16 protein-coding genes are annotated in these 18,546 nt (G+C 55.8%); 13 read left to right on the top strand and 3 right to left on the bottom strand.

Annotation, left to right across the window (positions count from 1 at the left end; all coding sequences use genetic code 11):
* Positions 1-341 precede the first annotated feature (341 nt).
* The 3 genes from CHB83_RS05165 (at position 342) to CHB83_RS05155 (ending at position 3,794) form a co-directional block, all read left to right on the top strand.
* On the top strand, positions 342-809 hold the full coding sequence (locus tag CHB83_RS05165; protein WP_045687242.1) for a hypothetical protein: 468 nt from the start codon (positions 342-344) through the stop codon (positions 807-809).
* 178 nt (positions 810-987) lie between these two features.
* Positions 988-2,715: a ubiquinone-dependent pyruvate dehydrogenase gene (gene poxB / locus CHB83_RS05160; protein ID WP_089331905.1), complete on the top strand. Its 1,728-nt coding sequence runs from the start codon at positions 988-990 to the stop codon at positions 2,713-2,715.
* 203 nt (positions 2,716-2,918) lie between these two features.
* Positions 2,919-3,794 carry a transglutaminase-like domain-containing protein gene (locus CHB83_RS05155; RefSeq protein WP_045687255.1) on the top strand — a complete coding sequence of 292 codons (876 nt, stop codon included), beginning with the start codon at positions 2,919-2,921 and terminating at the stop codon, positions 3,792-3,794.
* Positions 3,795-3,915: 121 nt separating this feature from the next.
* Here the strand turns inward: CHB83_RS05155 and CHB83_RS05150 are convergent, their stop codons facing one another.
* Together CHB83_RS05150 and CHB83_RS05145 are read right to left on the bottom strand one after the other, a co-directional pair.
* Positions 3,916-4,527, bottom strand: coding sequence for a redoxin family protein (locus CHB83_RS05150; RefSeq protein WP_089331904.1), 612 nt, complete (start codon positions 4,525-4,527; stop codon positions 3,916-3,918).
* A gap of 84 nt (positions 4,528-4,611) precedes the next feature.
* Positions 4,612-5,268, bottom strand: a complete 657-nt coding sequence (locus CHB83_RS05145; protein WP_089331903.1) for a 4'-phosphopantetheinyl transferase superfamily protein — start codon at positions 5,266-5,268, stop codon at positions 4,612-4,614.
* Positions 5,269-5,513: 245 nt separating this feature from the next.
* Between CHB83_RS05145 and CHB83_RS05140 the strand changes: the two genes are divergently transcribed.
* The 10 genes from CHB83_RS05140 to CHB83_RS05095 all read left to right on the top strand — a co-directional run bounded on the left by CHB83_RS05140 (position 5,514) and on the right by CHB83_RS05095 (position 17,436).
* Positions 5,514-6,443, top strand: a complete 930-nt coding sequence (locus CHB83_RS05140) for a WD40 repeat domain-containing protein (protein WP_245855286.1) — start codon at positions 5,514-5,516, stop codon at positions 6,441-6,443.
* 137 nt (positions 6,444-6,580) lie between these two features.
* Positions 6,581-7,627, top strand: a complete 1,047-nt coding sequence (locus CHB83_RS05135; protein ID WP_045687245.1) for a DivIVA domain-containing protein — start codon at positions 6,581-6,583, stop codon at positions 7,625-7,627.
* Positions 7,628-7,735: 108 nt separating this feature from the next.
* Entirely contained in the window at positions 7,736-8,092 is a 357-nt protein-coding gene (gene folB / locus CHB83_RS05130) for a dihydroneopterin aldolase (RefSeq protein ID WP_045687246.1), read from the top strand.
* A gap of 297 nt (positions 8,093-8,389) precedes the next feature.
* Complete coding sequence (locus CHB83_RS05125; RefSeq protein ID WP_089331901.1) at positions 8,390-8,809, top strand: BlaI/MecI/CopY family transcriptional regulator; 420 nt, start codon at positions 8,390-8,392, stop codon at positions 8,807-8,809.
* Positions 8,806-11,511 carry a M56 family metallopeptidase gene (locus CHB83_RS05120; protein WP_089331900.1) on the top strand — a complete coding sequence of 902 codons (2,706 nt, stop codon included), beginning with the start codon at positions 8,806-8,808 and terminating at the stop codon, positions 11,509-11,511. The genes CHB83_RS05125 and CHB83_RS05120 overlap by 4 nt, the downstream gene beginning before the upstream one ends.
* Positions 11,512-11,592: 81 nt before the next feature.
* Positions 11,593-12,327, top strand: a complete 735-nt coding sequence (locus CHB83_RS05115) for a TlpA family protein disulfide reductase (RefSeq protein ID WP_089331899.1) — start codon at positions 11,593-11,595, stop codon at positions 12,325-12,327.
* A 118-nt stretch (positions 12,328-12,445) separates the two neighbouring features.
* Entirely contained in the window at positions 12,446-15,187 is a 2,742-nt protein-coding gene (locus CHB83_RS05110; RefSeq protein ID WP_089331898.1) for a DUF5916 domain-containing protein, read from the top strand.
* A gap of 225 nt (positions 15,188-15,412) precedes the next feature.
* The gene (locus tag CHB83_RS05105; protein WP_089331897.1) at positions 15,413-16,144 is read left to right on the top strand and encodes a dioxygenase family protein; all 732 of its coding nucleotides are present in this window, start codon (positions 15,413-15,415) and stop codon (positions 16,142-16,144) included.
* Between the two features lie 76 nt (positions 16,145-16,220).
* Positions 16,221-16,724 (top strand): hypothetical protein, encoded by a 504-nt coding sequence (locus CHB83_RS05100; RefSeq protein ID WP_089331896.1) that lies wholly within the window; start codon positions 16,221-16,223, stop codon positions 16,722-16,724.
* A 1-nt stretch (position 16,725) separates the two neighbouring features.
* The gene (locus CHB83_RS05095) at positions 16,726-17,436 is read left to right on the top strand and encodes a pirin family protein (RefSeq protein WP_089331895.1); all 711 of its coding nucleotides are present in this window, start codon (positions 16,726-16,728) and stop codon (positions 17,434-17,436) included.
* Between the two features lie 67 nt (positions 17,437-17,503).
* On the opposite strand, the gene meaB is transcribed toward CHB83_RS05095, so the two are convergent.
* Positions 17,504-18,481: a methylmalonyl Co-A mutase-associated GTPase MeaB gene (gene meaB, locus CHB83_RS05090; protein WP_089331894.1), complete on the bottom strand. Its 978-nt coding sequence runs from the start codon at positions 18,479-18,481 to the stop codon at positions 17,504-17,506.
* Between the last annotated feature and the right edge of the window lie 65 nt (positions 18,482-18,546).

Here is an 18,546-nt window from a genome sequence, read left to right as displayed (position 1 = left end):
ATAATTCTTCTACCCCCTAATGAGATACGATAGCGCGAATAACATGATGCCCTATCGTGCACTTAGCGCTGGTGCCAGCCTAGAACCAAGCGCACAGTGGGGTAGTAGACAATCACGGACGTAGGGAGAACAGCTTATAATGTAAGCGTTGTTTAAGTATAGGAACGGATATCAGTAAGCTTCAGAAAAGGAAAAACGTATACTAGGTTATCTCCGGCTGGTTAGGCACTAATTAGCTGCGTTTGAGAAGCTGAAAAGAGCCACAATACTAGCAACGAGAAGGTTTTAGCCGCTACCCCTGGGCCTTGTACCTTTGTCGTCCACCTCAATACTGCTTCATCGTGACCGACCAGAATACCGCCGCTTTTGAAAAAGCCCGCACTGGCCTCTGGACTAGCCTGCAAAAGCATCTAACTGCTGTTTACGGCGCTGAAAAGACCTTTCTGAAGGCTACTGCCTTTGCGGAGACGTTTCCGTTTGCCCTACACTCAGCCAGTGAAGAAGAGCAGGCAGAGTACGCAAGCGCCCGTAGCACTCTCCGCGACTTATATACCGACGAAACAACCCAGCTCGATACGCTGGTAAAGGCAATTCGCACCAAGGGCTACTCCGAGGATCAGAAGAAGCAACTTTACCTCCTGATTTTGGGGTACATGGACATTGCCGCTTCGGTGTTTGCATTGCTGATTACCCATGTGCCCACTAAAATGCCGGAAGACGAAGAGCTGACCGCAACCCAAGACAAGTTCGAGCGTGTGCTGAAATTTGCTCGATTGAATGTGAAGGGTATATCGGGATTGCTCGGCTAGGGCAAGGTTGAGGTTGTGCTGGTAGCAACGGCTGAGGTGTACTTTCGAAGTACCTGGACTATCTCGTAACGGACAACCCTTTGGCTTGGATAGGGGATGTAGAGGGCTTCAGACGGGAAGATTAATAGCCCGCACGTTTTGTTCTGCCGTATAGCCTAGAGACTAACCTCTGAAGATTATGGCGAAGAAGACTGTCTCTGAAATACTAGTTGATACCATCATGGCGGCCGGCGTTACGCGGGTGTATGGAGTAGTGGGCGACTCACTGAACGGTATTACCGAAGAAATCCGGAAGCGAGAGGGAATAGAGTGGGTGCATGTGCGCAACGAAGAAGCTGGCGCTTTTGCCGCCGGCGCCGAGGCTCACGTAACGGGCACGCTGGCCGTGTGTGCCGGATCTTGCGGGCCCGGCAACACCCACTTGCTCAATGGCCTATATGATTGCCACCGTAGTCGGGTGCCTGTACTGGCTATTGCCGCCCAAATTCCCAGTATTGAGATAGGAACTCAATATTTTCAGGAAACTCACCCGGAGCTGACTTTCAAAGAATGCAGTGCCTACTGTGAGCTGATTGGCATTCCTGATCAAGCCGTGCGCACCACTGAAATTGCCATCCAAACGGCCATCACTCAGCGTGGAGTAGCCGTGCTGGTAATTCCCGGCGACATCAGCCACGAGAAGGTGGAAGCCCCTGAGCCCCGCTTGCCCGTGCTGCGCAGTAAAGCTACCCTCGTACCCAGTATTGAGGATCTGCGCGCCGCCGCCGACTTGCTAAATACCTCCGATAAAGTAACCATTATGGCAGGGGCTGGCTGCGCCACTGCCCATGCCGAACTATTGCAAGTAGCCGAAATGCTGGGCGCGCCCGTGGTGCACGCCTTGCGTGGCAAAGAGTATGTAGAAGCCAATAACCCCTACGATGTAGGCCTAAGCGGCTTGCTCGGCTTTACTTCGGGCTATGATGCGCTAATGGATGCCGACGCCATGCTCATGCTGGGTACCGATTTTCCCTACTCGCAATTCCTGCCCCAGGACATCCGAACGGTACAGGTTGACCTCCGGGGTGAGCACATAGGTCGCCGAACTAGGGTAGAGGTAGGCCTGGTTGGTGACGTAGCCGCTACTATTCAGGCTTTGCTGCCACTGCTGAATCACAAATCAGACCGCCGGCACCTGGAAAAAGCCCTCGATAACTACCGCGACGCCCGCCAAGACCTGAATGAGCTAGCCACTGGTGAGCCCGGCGACACTAGCATGCACCCCCAGTACGTGACCAGGCTACTCAACGAGCAAGCGGCCGACGACGCCATCTTCACGTGTGATGTGGGTACGCCTACCGTGTGGGCTGCGCGCTACCTGCGCTTCAATGGCAAACGTCGGTTGGTTGGCTCCTTTAACCATGGTAGCATGGCGAATGCCATGCCGCAGGCTCTTGGCGCTCAGCTTGCTTTTCCCAGCCGCCAAGTGATAGCCATGGCGGGTGATGGGGGATTTGCCATGCTCATGGGCGAGCTGCTGACGCTAAAACAATTGAAGGCGCCCGTGAAAGTGGTCATCTTCAACAACAATAGCCTAGGCTTTGTAGAATTAGAAATGCGCGCGGCTGGTATTTTAGAGTACGGCACCGAATTGGAAAACCCCAACTTTGCGGCGCTGGCCGAAGCGGCGGGCGTGCGGGGCATCCGTGTGCAAGACCCCGCCGACTTGCCCGCCGCCATTGCTCAAATGTTGGCGCATCCAGGGCCTGTTATTCTCGATGCTGTTGTGAAGCGCGCCGAGCTATCCATGCCGCCTACTATTGAAGCCAGCCAGGTGAAAGGCTTTAGCCTCTATACCCTGAAAGCAATTATGAGCGGCCGGGGCGACGAAATACTAGAGTTGGCAAAAACTAACTTGTTGCGCTAGTGCCTCTGTATCGTTGCTGGCTAGACAGGCGACGGTATATATGATAGTACACTGTCATATCATTGACTTACCCAGGTGCAGTATTGTAGATTGAACGTTCTACCATATTTAGCCTGTTAATGCAAGGCAACAGGCGAGGGCAAACCACGCCGGTTACCTTTAAATTTGCCGAATCTGACCCACCTACGAAGCGTTCTGTTCCCTTGACTAACAAAGAAATCAAAGCCCTCATCTCCCTGCTCGACGACCCTGAAGTTGCCCCGCAGATTCAGGAGAAAATTCAGACTCTGGGCGAAACTATCATTCCGTTCCTGGAAGAGTCGTGGGAGGAAAGTCTTGATCCTCAGCAGCAACAGCGCCTGGAGGATTTGATTCACCATTTGCAGTTCGAAGGGTTGCAGCAGCGCCTGCGGGTATGGCGCGATTCTGGCGGCGAAAACCTGTTGGAAGGAATGTGGCTGATGAACTCGTATCAGTATCCGGATGCCGACTTCCAGGTGCTGAACCGGGCTATTGAGCAGTTGCGCTTTGAGGCTTGGACCCTGCTTCAGCCTGAAATGCACCCCGCCGACCAGGTGCAGACGCTAAACCATGTGCTTTTCCGGACACACAAGTTTGCCGCTAATACCCAGAATTTTCACTCCCCAGCCAACTCCATGTTGCACCGGGTGTTGGAAACGCGGCGGGGCAATCCGCTTACCCTCTGCGTGATTTACTTGTTGGTAGCCCAACGGCTGAAAATGCCAGTGTACGGCGTAAACCTGCCCAACTTGTTTGTACTGACGTATCGGCCCGAGGGCCCGCTAGAGCCGTTTTACATCAACTGCTACAACCGAGGGCTTGTGCTCTCCCGCACCGATATTGAGCACTATATTGGGCAACTCAACCTCACGCCCAACGAGATATTTTTTGAGCCCTGCACCCACATTGATATTGTGCGACGAGCATTGCGCAACCTGCAGCTGAGCTTTGAAAAGCTGCAAGAACCAGCCAAAGCTGCCGAGGTAGGTACTCTCTTAGCCATTCTAATGAATGAGGAGGGCGGTGCTAACGAATCTTCTGAACCGAACGAAGAGTAAGCTTCGCTATTCTTTCTGGAAGCACACTTCTAGACAATACGTACTGCAGCGTGTATTTCATAACAAGAAGGCCCCTGGACACAAACGTCCAGGGGCCTTCTTGTTATCAGAAGAGGGGATATTAGAACTTTTTGATCAGGCAGCCCGCCGCGCGTTTATCGGCTACACCGGCTGGGCGGCCAGCCAGTATATTATCCAGAGCTTGTGCGAGGTAGCGCTCCTTTACATAACTTTCTACCTGCGGATTATCGTCAATAGCCCCTTTATAGCGAACCGCAAACCCATCACCGGTGGGCTGGAGTAGCACTACTTCGGGAGTTTTAGTGGCTCCAAGCATAGCGCTAACTTTCTGTCCATCGTCGGTAAAGAGGGGGGTATCGGCCCCGCCCGTAGCTTTAATTTTCAGTTTCTCCGCATCGCCCATGTCAGTGCTGGCTTCCAGGTTGATGGGGGCGTTGACGAATAGAAACTCTACTCCTTTGGCAGTGTACTCATTATTGAGGGCACCCAAACGGCTCTGATATAGCTTGGAGAAAGCACACGTTGGGTTCACAAACACCACCACCACGGCTTTGCGTCCGCTGAAGCTTTTCAGTGCTACTTCAGTGTTAGCGCTATTTTTCAAGCTGAAATCAGATACCGATCGGGCACCCTGCGCGCGGGCAACACCTACGGCCACGGTGCAGAAAAGCAGGGTAGCAGCGGCAATGATGGAAATACGGCGAAGGGACATGTAGGAAGGGTGAAGTGAGAAAGGGAGCTAGTGCGGCTATTCCTAAAGCTAACGTTGCAGCGCTTCAGGCGCAGTACCGGAGCACTAGGGCACTAGTTCGCTAGTGGCGTAAGTTAGAACGTAGTCGGGACTTGGGCGCAGGTAATGGATGTGGTGTTGGCTGCGGAAGTTTTCGAACAGCAGGTGCCCCGTCAAAACACCTGCCTCCCGCAGCTCAAACGGGTTGAGCAATAGTTGCTCCCTAAACACCAAGCCCCGGCGACTGTGCAGCTTGTAGAGCGTCTCCTTGGCACTCCAATAGAGACTACATTTTGCAGCATCGTCGCCAGCGTCGGCCCGTTCGGTCTCCGATAGAAACCGCGGTGCCAACCGTTGCGCTTTGGGTCGTATCATTTCAATATCTATGCCAACTGCCGCTTGGGACGAAAGTAAAACGGCGACCCAGCTGCCGGAGTGCGAGAGAGATACTCCGTAGTGGGGAAGTTCTTGGAAGTACGGCCGGCCGTTTGCATCATTGGCGAGGGTAGCCGGTGCGTCACTCAGTTCACGCAGCGCTTGATGGGCAAGCACCCGGCCAGCCAGCCATTGCTGGGTGCGGGCCTCGTCGCGGCCATCGGGGAAACGGGCCAGGTAGTGGGCATGGGCCGGCAACGCACTCCATAACTGCTCGGCAGACTCAGTAAGCTGCCAGAGACCTAGCAGACTGGTTTGTGAAATAGGGGAGAGGGAATGCAGCGGCAAGGCAAGGAGAGGGTAGGTAAAGCGTAATAAAGATAGCGCTTACCATCTATGACTCCGCGTGCGGGGATGTTTGCCTTATCCTACCCGGAATAGTTATCGGGTTGTATCTAGCAGCCTTACGTTTCACTGCTCCAGATAGTGCCTTATCAAGCATGCCAGAGGTAGAGCAGGAGTACTTGGCCAACAATGGCGCGTACCTTTGCGGCGCAGTCAGTGCGTATCATTTGCTGTCTGATCCTACCGCTTTGTCTTCCCTACCTCGCCCTCAAGTTCATAAGCTTGCTACCCTTACTGGTCACCGCGACTGTGTGTACGCCGTGGCGGGTACAATCGGTCAGGACGTATTCTACTCGGCCGGGGCCGATGGTATGGTGGCTGCTTGGAGCGTTGAGAAGCCGGAACACGACGGGGAACTAGTAGCAAAGGTGGACAACTCGGTGTATGCCTTGCTGCACTTACCGGAGCGCAACCTGCTAGTTTTAGGTCACAATTTCCAGGGAATCCAGGTGATTGATTTGGTGGAGAAAAAGCTGGCCTACGCTACAGCTCTGCCGTCGGCACCCGTTTTCGATTTAGTACATGCTCCGGCTCAACAACGGCTATACGTTGCGCTGGGCGATGGTACGCTGGCCGTGTTACGCACCTCCGATTTTAAGGTAGAAACCCTGGTGCGTCTTTCCGACAAAAGCCTACGCTGCCTGACCTTACACGAAGAGCGCGGCGAACTGGCTGTGGGCGGTTCCGACTGGCAAGTGCGTGTTTTGGATACGCATTCGTTGGAAGTGAAATACGTCATCAAAGGAGCTACTAACTCCGTATTTACGGCCGCATATTCTCCCGATGGCCGCTACCTGCTTACGGCGGGCCGGGATGCCCACCTGCGCATCTGGGACGTAGCAGCGGGCTACCAGGAGCACCGCAGCATAATTGCTCACATGTTTACCATCAACCACCTCGCCTTTTCGCCCGACGGAAAGCTCTTCGCCACGTGTAGCATGGATAAGAGCATTAAGCTTTGGGATGCAGCTTCCGGAGACTTGCTGCGGGTAGTAGACCGGGCCCGCCACGCGGGCCACGGCACCTCCGTAAACAAGTTATTTTGGCCGGGAAGGCAGAATCGGCTAGTTTCGTGTAGCGACGACCGCAGCCTCGCGGTATGGGAAATTTATAGCTAACCGCTAGGAGCCGTTAACGGTTAGCCAGGCGTTGCGACCCCGTGAGGCGCCCCTGCCCCGTACGGGTGCCGCGCTTCACCGCACATTCATTCATCCAAAAACTGTGGGCTACTAGCTAGCAGTTACGAACAGCGCATATGAAAATTACCGCCCTCGATATTCGGCAGAAAACCTTCGAAAAAGCCTTTCGGGGATTAGATAAGGACGAAGTACAAGCGTTTTTGCTGACGCTTTCTCAGCAATGGGAGCGAATGGGCGACGAAAACCGAGAGCTACGCCTCAAGCTCGACCACGCAACCCAGGAGGTGCAGAAAATGCGCGAGGTAGAAACCAGCCTCTACCGCACGCTCAAAACTGCCGAGGATACGGGCAATAGCATTACGGAGCAAGCCCAGCGCGATGCCCAGTTGCGTATTCGGGAAGCCCAGCTTCAGGCCGAACAGCTTCTGGCTGATGCTCGGCAGAAGTCGCGCACGGTGGTAGAGGACGCTTATCAGCAAGCTGAGCGCACCGTGGCCGATATGCAGAAGGAGGTGAATGGCTTGGGCCAGGAGTGCCAGCGCTTAGAAAGCCTACTCGATGGCCTCACGCGCGACCTGCACACCTTGGCTTCCGATGCCCTCGATAAAGTCGAAAAAGCCCGCAATCGGCCGAAAGCTAGTACGGCCGCCATCCTTTCGCGGGCGGCAAGCGTAAAAGTGAACCGTACTCATCCCACCGACGATTCACCCAAAAACGACGCTTCCATGTACGTAAATACTTCTGCTACCTCTTCTGCCGCCGCTGTTGCTGGTGGCGCCGCAGTTTCTTTTGGCGGCTCAGGTGCTAGCACTCCTGAACTAGCACCCCAAGCGCAGCCTACCGAAACCAAGGGCTACAACCCCAAGCCTGGACAGCAGCCCGACCCAGGAGCCCCGGCCCAGCAACCCGGCCCCGAAATTGAGCGCCCTGGCGGACCAGCTGAAAACCCCGGCATCTCGCCCGCGCCGCACATCGACCCACCCGCACCTTCGCAAGTGCCCGACCCGCACTCGCCACGCGTGGAGCCCACGGCCCCTGATATTATCCCCGTTGGTCCTAGCCACCCAGAAATTGCCCAGCCTGCGCCTGCTACCCACCCCGGGCAGCCGGGCTTTGCCACGGCAGCTTCCTTGGGGGAGAAATCCTTTTTTGATGAGCTGTAAGCCCACGCAAGATTTACTTAAGACAAAGCCTGCCTGTTGGGGTGGGCTTTGTTGTTTTGTGCGGGCAACAAGCCCGCTGCATACGTTTACTACCTATAGTTTCACCATATGGGCCAGATTGCACTGGAAGGAATGGAGTTTTTTGCCTTTCACGGCTACTACGATGAGGAGCAGAAGATCGGCAACAAATACGGCGTCGACCTCTACATTGACACAGATTTGCACGCGGCAGGTGCCACGGACCAACTGCGAGAGACAGTAAATTATGAAGTGCTTTACCGGGTGGTGGCCGAAGAGATGCTGGCACCGGCCCGGCTATTGGAGCACCTAGGCCACCGCGTACTAGACCGGGTGTTGGAAGAGTTTCCCTACATTGAAGGAGTACGAGTGAGCGTGTCTAAGTTTAACCCGCCGCTGGGAGGCATTTGCCATCGAGCCCGCATTACCCTGGAGCGCCGCCGGTAGGCCTTTGCTAGGTGGTCTGAAGGTAGAGGCGCCAGGGCGCGCTGCTTATCAGTAATACCGTTTTTGGGAGTAAGCCCACGAAAATCAGCTGTAAGAGGCTGATTTTCTTTTTGATGAAATATTATACGAAAAAAATCGTAGATTAAGCTTGCTTCTACGATAGGCTTCGTATATGTTTGATGTACGAACTGATTCGTAGTAACCGGTAGCCTGTTTTCCTGCGCGTAGGAAAATGCCTTGGGGCAACGGCCACGGTCAGTTTAGACGTCTTCTTAGTACTGTATTACCCTTAGTGCAATGAGTAAATCCTTCCTGCCCAAACCTACTGAATCGGAATTGGAAATCCTGCAAGTGCTCTGGCAGCACGGACCCAGCACCGTCCGGTTCGTGAATGATGAGCTGAGCCGCAAACGTGACGTGGGCTACACCACCACCCTAAAGCTGCTCCAGCTGATGCTCGATAAGAACTTGGTGCTGCGCGACGATGACAGTAAGACCCACGTGTACCGGGCCGCTGTACGCGAGGAGGAAACCCAAGGCCTTCTGCTCGACAAGTTCGTGGAATCAGCCTTTGGGGGCTCGGCCATGAAACTGGTAATGCAGGCCCTCGGCAACCGCCGCACTTCGCGCGAGGAGCTAGCCCAGATCCGGCGCCTTCTCAATGACATCGAGATTCAGAATGACACTACCCCACCTTCAACTGATGACGCTCAATGAACTGGCTTGAACAACTCTTGCCGCCCGCGCTGGTACGCGCCCTGGGCTGGACCTTAGTGCATTCCTTGTGGCAAGGCGCCGTAGTTGCGGTGGCGGTAGCCGGCTTGCTATTGCTGCTACGGCAGCATAGTGCCGAAGTGCGCTACCGAACTACTGCCCTGGGCCTAGTGGTATTACTGCTGCTAACAGGCGTGACGTTTGGGCGCTACTATATGGCTGCTCCTACGGTAGGCGCAGCAGTTGCCCATCATCGGCCCAGCAACGAAGCCGCCTGGCAAGCCAGCAGCTCAGCAACCGCGGCGGATGTGCCTGTAGTGCTGGAAACGCCCGCTCTGGCCGTGCTTACACCAGCCGCTACTCCCACTGGCTTGCAAGCCTGGTTGGCCTACTTCGACCACAACTTGCCCGTGCTAGTGACGGCTTGGTTACTGGGGTTGCTAGCAATGACGCTACGCCTGCTGGGTGGGCTAGCCTACGTGCAGCGCCTGCGTCGCTACCGGGTGCAGCCCCTGAGTGCCGAGTGGCAGGAGCGTCTAGCCGCCCTAGCAACCAAAGCCGGCCTCCGGCAGCCCATTGAACTACTGGAGTCGGCGCTGGTGCGCGCCCCGGTGGTAGTAGGGCACTTGCGGCCCGTGGTGCTGCTCCCATTAGGTACGGTTACTGGCTTGAGCACGATTTATCTGGAAGCCATCTTGGCCCATGAACTAGCTCACGTGCAGCGCCGCGACTACCTCATGAACCTGCTGCAATCAGTAGCTGAAACCCTGTTCTTCTATCATCCGGCCGTGTGGTTTATTACGGCCTGCCTGCGCACCGAGCGCGAAAACTGCTGCGATGATGTGGCAACGGCCCTCGTTGGGGGCAATCCGCTCACGGTAGCTCGTGCCCTGGCGGCTTTGGCCGAGTTGAGCGCGGTGCCCGAGCCAGTCAACCAGTTTGCTATGTCGGCCCTGGGGCCCGATGGTTCGGTGCTGGGGCGCATTAAGCGGCTAGTGCAGGGGCGCAAAGCACCTACCTTCTCCGAAGGCTTCATGGCTGCGTGCGTCGTGCTGGGCGGGTTGGTATTGCTGACATCGGCCGTAGCTATGGCCGACCCCAGCCCAGCCACCGACAAGAAAGCTGACAATGACGCACTCGACCAAGTGCATTTTCAAGGATCGAACCTGGCTGATACCACCCGTAAAAAAACGGCCGCTACCACCGACTTGCTGCTTCCCGATGCCGATCTGCTAGCTCCCCTGGCCGCGGCGCCTGCCCCCGCTAGTGCGGAGCCCGTGCTACAGGAAGAAGAGCCTGCCCTGGTTATAGACGACAACCAGGAAATCGCCTCTGAGGTGTCAATCGATGATGACGACGATAAGGATAAAAAGCGCCGTAAGCGGGCTCAGCAGAAGGTAGTGGTAGTGCAAAGCGCCGGTCGTAGGGGAGGTCCCGGTACGGTAGTGATTGAAAAGGATAAGAAGGGCCGCGTAACAAACCTGACTGTTGACGGGCAGCAGGTTGATACCGGTACTACTAGCAAGAAGAAAGGGAAGAAGGCGAATCAGGAAGTAGAAGTACTTCGGCTGGCTGGACCCAACCGTACAACTTGGCCCAACCCATCCAGTTTCAATTTCCGCCTCGACGATAACGCGCTGCGCAATTTTACCCTGCGCGGCTCAGCGCTGAGCACTGCTGAAGTGGCTCGCATCCGGCAGCAGGCCCACCAAGCAGCTGCTTTGGCCCGCGTTGCGCCTCAACTGCGCGGAAGCGTGAACCGCAGCTTCGATGGCTGGAACGATACCAACCAGAGAGTACAAATACAGGCCTTACGGGGAGCAGAACTGTCCTTGCGGGGCACGTTGATGAATGAAGAACTGGATGAAGACGAGCGTAAAGAAATCCGCCAAGAACTAGTCCGTGTTCGTGAGCAATTAGAAAACGCCCGTCAAGGTCAGTCGCAGGCGGGTGGCAATGAGCAAGAATTTGAGGCTGCCCACCGGAAGCTAGAAGCCGAGATGCGTCGTCATGAGGCTGAAATGCGGCGGTTGGAAGCCGAAATGCGGGCCCACGAAGGCGAGATGCGTCGCCACGAAGGAGAAATGCGCCGTTCGGAGGCAGAACTAGGGCGGCGCCCAACTACTGTAACAGGAAGCGCACTTCGGGGTGGTATCACCAGCATGGAAGAAACTTTGCGCCGGGAACTGCGCAAGGATGGCATTCTCAAAGACGACAACAATTTTCAGTTTAGCCTGAGCGGTACTGCACTGACCGTAAACGGTAAAAAGCAGTCGGCAGCCCTGCGCGACAAGTACCTGAAGCTGGTAGAAAAGCAGACCGGCCGTAAGCTAGGCCCCAAAAACTCCTACGTAATTAACCGCCAGACTTCGAGCCGCACTACCAGCCGCACGATGCCAGCTCCTCCCGCACCGCCGGCCCCACCTGCTCCGTCGGCCCCAGGCGTGCCCGATGTGCCGCTGCCGCCCCGGGCCCCTAGCGCGCCCAAGCTCGACTCCGACCAGATTCGTGCTGAGTTGCGCAAAGATGGCTTGCTCAGCACCGATGAAAAAGGCTTCCAATTTCAACTCAACGACTCGGGCCTGACCGTGAACGGCAAGAAGCAGCCCCAAGCTGTAGCCGATAAATACCGTAAGCTGCTGGATATTCCCGAGGGCACAGGTGGCAACACTACCCGCAACATCCAGATTTCAGTAAGTGAATGATGAATAGGGAGCAGGCTGCTACCTGCTAGTATTGGGGGTAGCCTGCTCCCTGCTGTAGTATTTTACATATCCTTTACCGTCATGATTCAGCAGTATGCTTTTGGGGTATTATTCTTGGGAGTATCTGTGGCGGCTCATGCGCAGCAGGTAGTGCGGTACCGCAGCACCAATAACAAGCTATACACCGAGGCCCAAGTAGATTCTATGGTAGCTGCGCGCAACCAGAAAATGGAAGCTCAGGGCCTAGATATGCGCTTTGCTAAAAAGGTGACGGCCACCCAAACGCAGGGCGACACAACCGTTCATACGTTCGGCCTGACGGGGGCCAGCAAAGCTGTGTTAGAGAGCCAAGCCCGCTATGCTTCCTTCATTGGCAAGCCGCTGCCACCTTTTTCTCTTCCAGACGTGCAGGGGAAGATGGTGCACTCAGACCAGCTACGGGGGCAACCAGTAGTTATCAACATGTGGTTCACTACTTGTGCGCCTTGCATTGCCGAGATACCGGCCCTAAACCAGTTTAAAGCCGGGCATCCTAGTGTGGTCTTCCTGGCAATGACTTACGAAGGCAAAGACAAGGTTTTGCCATTTCTACAGAAACGCCGCTTTGCCTTTCGGCAGGTGGCCGATGCTAAAGCGTACTGCGCTCTATTTACTCAGCAGTATCCCATTTCCATTTTCGTAGATAGGCAGGGGCTTGTGCGCCAGATTCTGCAGGCACTACCAATGCGCTATGACGTAGCCACTAAGCAGCTAACAGAAGATGTCAACCCTGCGGAGTTTCAGGCATCCCTACAAATAATTGAGTTAAATAAATGACAGTAAGTGGATTATAAAAATTAACTGATGGTACAAACGGCCGCTGCAACGGCCGTTTGTTTTTATATTGTTACGTGTGCAGGTAAGTAGGCAACGGTTAGCCCCCTAGTTGCATCTATTGCTGCATTCCGCCACCTCCCGTCCTAAATACGGCCCGCCTGTAGCGGCCGACTTAGGTGAATTTGCCACCCAATTACTCTTGCTTCTGCACCACGTTTACTCCCGCCATATTGTCGTGAACCGCCTCCGTGTGTTCCTACTACTCTGCACAATGCTCTTTAGTGGCGTAGTGCAGGCCCAAACCGCTCCAAGCACGAGTGCCACCGCTGCCGTGCCAGCTCCTAAGCGCCAACTGCAAGCCCTGCGCATCACGGAGCTAGTAAAGCTTGACGGCCAACTAGACGAAGCGGTGTGGCAACAGGCTCCTATTGCTACCGACTTCATTCAAAACCGCCCCAACCCCGGCATTCCCGAAAAGCAGAAAACGGAAGTGCGTGTGCTCTACGACGACGCCAACATATACATTGGGGCCGTACTGCACGATGTGTCGCCGGACTCCATTATGCGGGAGTTGTCGCCGCGGGATGATGCGGGCAATACCGACTTCTTCGGGGTGTTTTTCGATACCTACCACGACAAAATCAACGGCTACAGCTTTATTGTAACGACGGGTGGGGTGCAGATGGACGCCCGCTACTCCCCGGCCGGGGGCGAGGACTTTAACTGGAATGCCGTGTGGGATTCCCGTACCAGCCTGCGCGGAACCGACTGGGTAGCGGAAATGCGAATACCCTATTCGGCCATTCGTTTCAGTAAGTCGCCGGAGCAGCTGTGGGGGCTCAACTTCATGCGCCGCCGCAAGCGCGACAATCAGGACTTCTTCTGGAATGAGGTGAAGCCTGCCGTTGATGGCTTCGTGAACCAGTGGGGCGAGCTGCAAGGCCTCCGGGATATTCAGCCGCCGTTACGCCTTTCCCTTACGCCCTACATCTCGGGCTACGTGAACCACTACCCCTATAATGAGCAGGGCACCCGCAATTCCAACACCAGCTTCAACGGGGGCGCCGACGTGAAGTGGGGTATCAACGAGAGCTTTACGTTAGATGCTACCCTAGTACCCGACTTTGGACAGGTGCAGAGTGACAACCAAGTGCTCAACCTGTCGCCTTTCGAGGTGCAATACAACGAAAACCGGCAGTTTTTCACCGAAGGCACCGAGCTGTTTAACAAAGGCAACTTGTTTTACTCCCGCCGGGTAGGCGCTACCCCCATCGGCTTTGGCAGCGTGGACAACCAATTGCGCAAGGGAGAAATGGACCAGGATGGCAAGCGCCGGCCCGGCGAGGCTGTGGTGAGTAACCCAGGCGTAACCCGCCTGCTCAATGCCACGAAGGTATCGGGCCGGACGAAGCAGGGGCTAGGGGTGGGGGTATTCAACGCCCTCAGCAATGATGTGTACGCAACCCTGCGTGACTCCGTAGACGGGCGCCAGCGCGAGGTATTAACCCAGCCATTTAGCAACTACAACATTGTAGTGCTAGACCAAAGCCTAAAAAATAACTCCTACGTCTCCCTCATCAACACCAATGTAACGCGGGCCGGCACCACCTACGACGCCAACGTAACCGGCGGGCTGTTTCGCTTCGCCAATAAAAAGAACTCCTACGCCCTAGATGGTCGCTTGGTGTACTCGCGTCGGCGAGGCCAGCAATTTGGCTCTAAGGAGCAGATAGACGATCAGAACGGCTACAAGTACCAAGTGGGCCTCAGCAAAATCAGCGGCAACTTCACGTGGCAGCTGGGGCAGGGCATCGAGTCAGACACGTACAACCCCAACGACCTGGGTATTCTGTTCGGTAACAACAACATCAGCCAGTACCTCAACGTCAGCTACAACAAGTACAAGCCTTTCTGGAAGGTGAACAACCTTTATACGTGGGGTAGCCTCAACCACTCGTTGCTGTACAAGCCCACCCGCTACCAGAGCGCCAATGTAGCCGCGGGCTTCAACACCACCTTCACTAAAAACTTCCTGACCGTAGGTGCCAACGTAGATGCCAACCCCGTAACCAACGACTATTACGAGCCCCGCCAGTATCCGCTGGGCGACTACTACGTGCGGGTGCCAGCCAATGCCAACGTAGACGGCTTTGCTTCTTCCGACTACCGCAAGAAGCTGGCGTGGGATGTAGGTGCCGGAGTGCGCTGGTACGCCGAGGACGACCGACTAGCACGCCCACGCCGCATGGGCTACGGCTGGAGTGTGTCGCCGCGCTACCGCGTAAACAATCAACTGAACTTCCGCTACGCCCTCGACTGGAACTTGCGCCAGAACCAGATCGGCTACGTAAACGGCGACCTGAGCTTTAGTCAGCCGCTGGATACCGCCATCATTCGGCAGTTCGGCGGGAATGTGCTATTGAGGAAAGCCCCGGTGGATGTGTTACTGGGTCGCCGTCGCGTGCTCACCGTCACAAACACGCTATCGGGAGCCTACACCTTTAACAATCGGATGTCGCTCACTATCCGCATGCGGCACTACACCAGCACCGTGAGCTATGCTGATTTCGTCCGCCTAGGTAAAGATGGCCGGGAAACGCTGGTAGACTACCGCCGCAACCGCGACAATACCTTCAATGCCTTCAACGTGGACGCGGTATATGCGTGGTGGTTTGCGCCCGGGTCACAGGTAAGCATTGTGTGGAAGAATGCTAGTTCCTCTTTCCTAGAGGCCAACGAAGCTACTCCACTCTACTTCAGTAACCTGAACAATACCATGAATACCCCCCACAACAATAACCTATCCATCAAAATCCTCTACTACCTAGACTATCTGATGGTGAAGCGCCGGCTGACATAACCCAACAACACTACAGAATAAAAGGCCTTGAACATCTTGTTCAAGGCCTTTTTAGTTGATTCAGAACGAAGTAGCCGTTCAAGACGGTCAGGCAAAGAATATAGATGAAGGAAAGTAGGGATTCGTCGGTGCAGATGTGCCAATGGTCGATTACGGTTGAGAATAGGGGCGGAATAGAGAAAATTTGAATCAGATACTTCAACGCCCCTAATTGAAAACGGCCCCATGGAAAGGAAGAATTTTCTGAAGAGTTTGTTTGTGGGAGCTATTTCGGCTCCCGCTGTTTTGGCCGCTTGTAGCGAGGACGAAGCGGCTGCCGTAACTCCTTCTACGGGCACTTCCACCGGCACCGGCGGCACCGGCACTTCCGGCTCCTGCACAGTAGCACCCACCGAAACGATAGGGCCGTTCCCCACGAAAGTGCCCGCCTCCTACGTCCGTTCCGACATTACCGATGGGCGCACGGGCTACAAGATGACCGCTAAAATCACCATCACGAACACCAGCAACAGCTGCGCGGCTTTGGCCGGGGTTCTGGTTGACATTTGGCACTGCGACGCCGAAGGCAACTACTCGGAGTACGGCGGCACAGGCATGCAAAGCACCAATTATACCAACGTGCACTTCCTGCGCGGCCGCCAAACTACCGATGCCAATGGCTTGGTGACCTTCACCAGCATCTTCCCCGGCTGGTATTCGGGCCGCGCTACCCACATTCATGTGCACATATACGCCGCCAACGGTACCTCCTTGAAAGTAACCCAAATTGCCTTTCCCGAGGGTACGGGCACGGCCGTAGCCGCCGTAAACGGGTACTCCAAGGGCCTGAGTGGCTACACCTACAACAAGAGCGACAACGTGTTTAGCGACGATACCGCCGGGGCCGAAATAGCTACCGTTACGGGGAGCACCACGGCTGGCTTCGAGTTGGTAATGAACATTGGGGTAGCAGCGTAAGGCTTTCCTGCCACAGCCATCTTTTACACGGGAAGCTGCTGCCTGCGACATGTAACGGCTTCTTGTTTATTCTGCCATGCCCGACCGTATCATCACGCTGTGCTACCGCAAAATAATTGATATCTCGGCCACCCGCCCCTGGGAGAAGCTGGTATTCGACGATACGTACCAGGAGTTCTGGATGCAGGCCCAGCTGTACAACCAGGAGCGACGCTTTCGCTCCTTCGGGGAGTTGCTGCAACATGCACCCGGCGCCGAGCAACTGCATTTTTTGGTGAGCGCGGCGGCCCGGGGCTACCTTCAGCAGCTCAACGGGGTAGTGCCCGATATTGTCAACAACCTAGGTAAGCACTTTCTCACATTCAGTAAGTTTCAGTTCGAAATAATCAACTCCGACCTGCTCGATAAGTCCCGCCACCAGGTAGCCATCAACTTCTACGCCGACCCGCTGGTGTGGCACGAAACCATCGATAATTTCTTGCTCGTGTCGGCTAAGACAGAAGCAGTAGGGGAAGTTCTGACTCACCTTATGCAGTTGCAGCCCTACCTCAGCATTTATTCACTGCAAACGCCTGAGTAAGATGATTAAGCAAACGCCCGGAAGAATCTACTTGGCCGACCAGCACGGCTTCATTACTACTCCTCAGTACAGCCGGTGCAGCGTGTTTTCCTTTGCCGATTACGCCGACGAGCAGCGCCCCGCTACGGGCCGCTTGCTGGCCTTCAACGAGGAAACCCTAGCCGGAGGGCAGCGCAGTAGCCTGCCGGTATGGGAGGACGCCTACGTTGTGCTACTGCCCCTAACCGGTGAAATAAAGTACACCTCCTCGGGGGGGCAGGCCGCCGTGGTGCAAGTAGAAGAAGTGGAGGTACGAGCCCTGCCCGCCGGTGCCACCCTCGAGCTGGCCAACCTGTTTGAAGAAGAACCAGTCAGCTTCTTACACATCTGGCTCCGGGCCGGCTCCTTAGCCAAAGCATCATCAGCAGTATTCAGCTATGGTTTTGAGCAGTTGGAGAATACGCTGGCGGAGGTAGTGCCTGCTGGGACTGGTACTCCCGTGGCACTGCCGTTTTCCCTGAGCCTGGGGCGCTTTGCAGGTCGGCACGAAGCCACGTACCGTCCTGCTTACCCAGATTCTTTATTCTTCTGCTACGTGCTGGCGGGGGCGTTTGAGGTTGAAGGCCGCCTACTGCACGCTAAAGATGGGCTAGCCGTATGGGAAACCGAGGAAGCCGAATTAGAAGCACTCAGCAACAACGCCTTGGTAGTAACCCTAGAAGTGCAGGCTTAAGCAGAACGGGTGAGGAAGGTTGGAGCCTATAGCTGCGGTAGGGGGAAAGTGGCTGCTTAACGTACACTCACAGGTTCAGTAGTTCCGCCGCCGCCCCAAAGGCCGATTTACGCCCTTCCTGTACTTGTTGCTCAATAGTCGCTAAGTGGGCTTGCACGGCCGCGCGAGCATAAAAGCGCGTCTCCAGCGCCTCCCGAATCGTTTCGTGCAGCCAGTGGAGGTTCTGCTCTTGGCGGCGGCGCTGAAAATAGCCACTGCCCTGGGTTTGCTGCACGTATTGGTCTATTACACCCCACACCAGCGGAATGCCAGCCCCCGTGAGGGCCGAGGAGGTAGTGACCACGGGACTCCACTGGCTGGCGGCCAGCGGAAATAGGTGGAGGGCATTTTGGTATTCTACCCGAGCCCGGCGGGCGGCCGTTTCGTTGCCGCCGTCGGCTTTGGTGATGGTCACAGCGTCGGCCATTTCCATAATGCCTTTCTTAATGCCCTGTAGCTCGTCGCCCGCGCCGGCCAGCATTAGCAGCAGAAAAAAGTCGACCATGCCATGCACGGCGGTTTCACTCTGGCCCACGCCCACAGTCTCCACAAAGATGATGTCGTGCCCCGCCGCTTCGCACAATACCAGGGCTTCGCGGGTGCTCCGCGTAACGCCACCCAGGCTGCGGCCTGCCGGTGAAGGCCGAATATAGGCCTGCGGGTGAGCCGCCAGTTGGTTCATGCGGGTTTTGTCGCCGAGGATGCTGCCGCCGCTACGTTGCGAAGTAGGGTCTACGGCCAGCACGGCCAGGCGCTTGCCCTGTTGCTGCACCAGGTGTAAGCCCAGGGCTTCAATAAAGGTGCTTTTGCCCACGCCCGGTACCCCTGTAATGCCTATCCGCACGGAGCGGCCCGCGTAGGGCAGCACGGCGTCTAGCATGCGCTGGGCCAGCTCTTGGTCGGTAGGAAGGGTGCTTTCCACTAGGGTAATGGCCCGGCTTAACAGCACGCGGTTGCCACTGAGAATGCCGTCGGTGTATTCAGAAACGGAAAATCGTTTGGCCATTGGAGGAGCAGGAACGAAGACTGGTGGCCGAAAAATAGCCAACCAGCACGAGGTTGAAGCCGCAA

The sequence above is a fragment of the Hymenobacter mucosus genome (assembly GCF_900188255.1).
Classification (GTDB): Bacteria; Bacteroidota; Bacteroidia; order Cytophagales; family Hymenobacteraceae; genus Hymenobacter; species Hymenobacter mucosus.
This window is presented reverse-complemented; position numbering and strand designations above follow the sequence as displayed.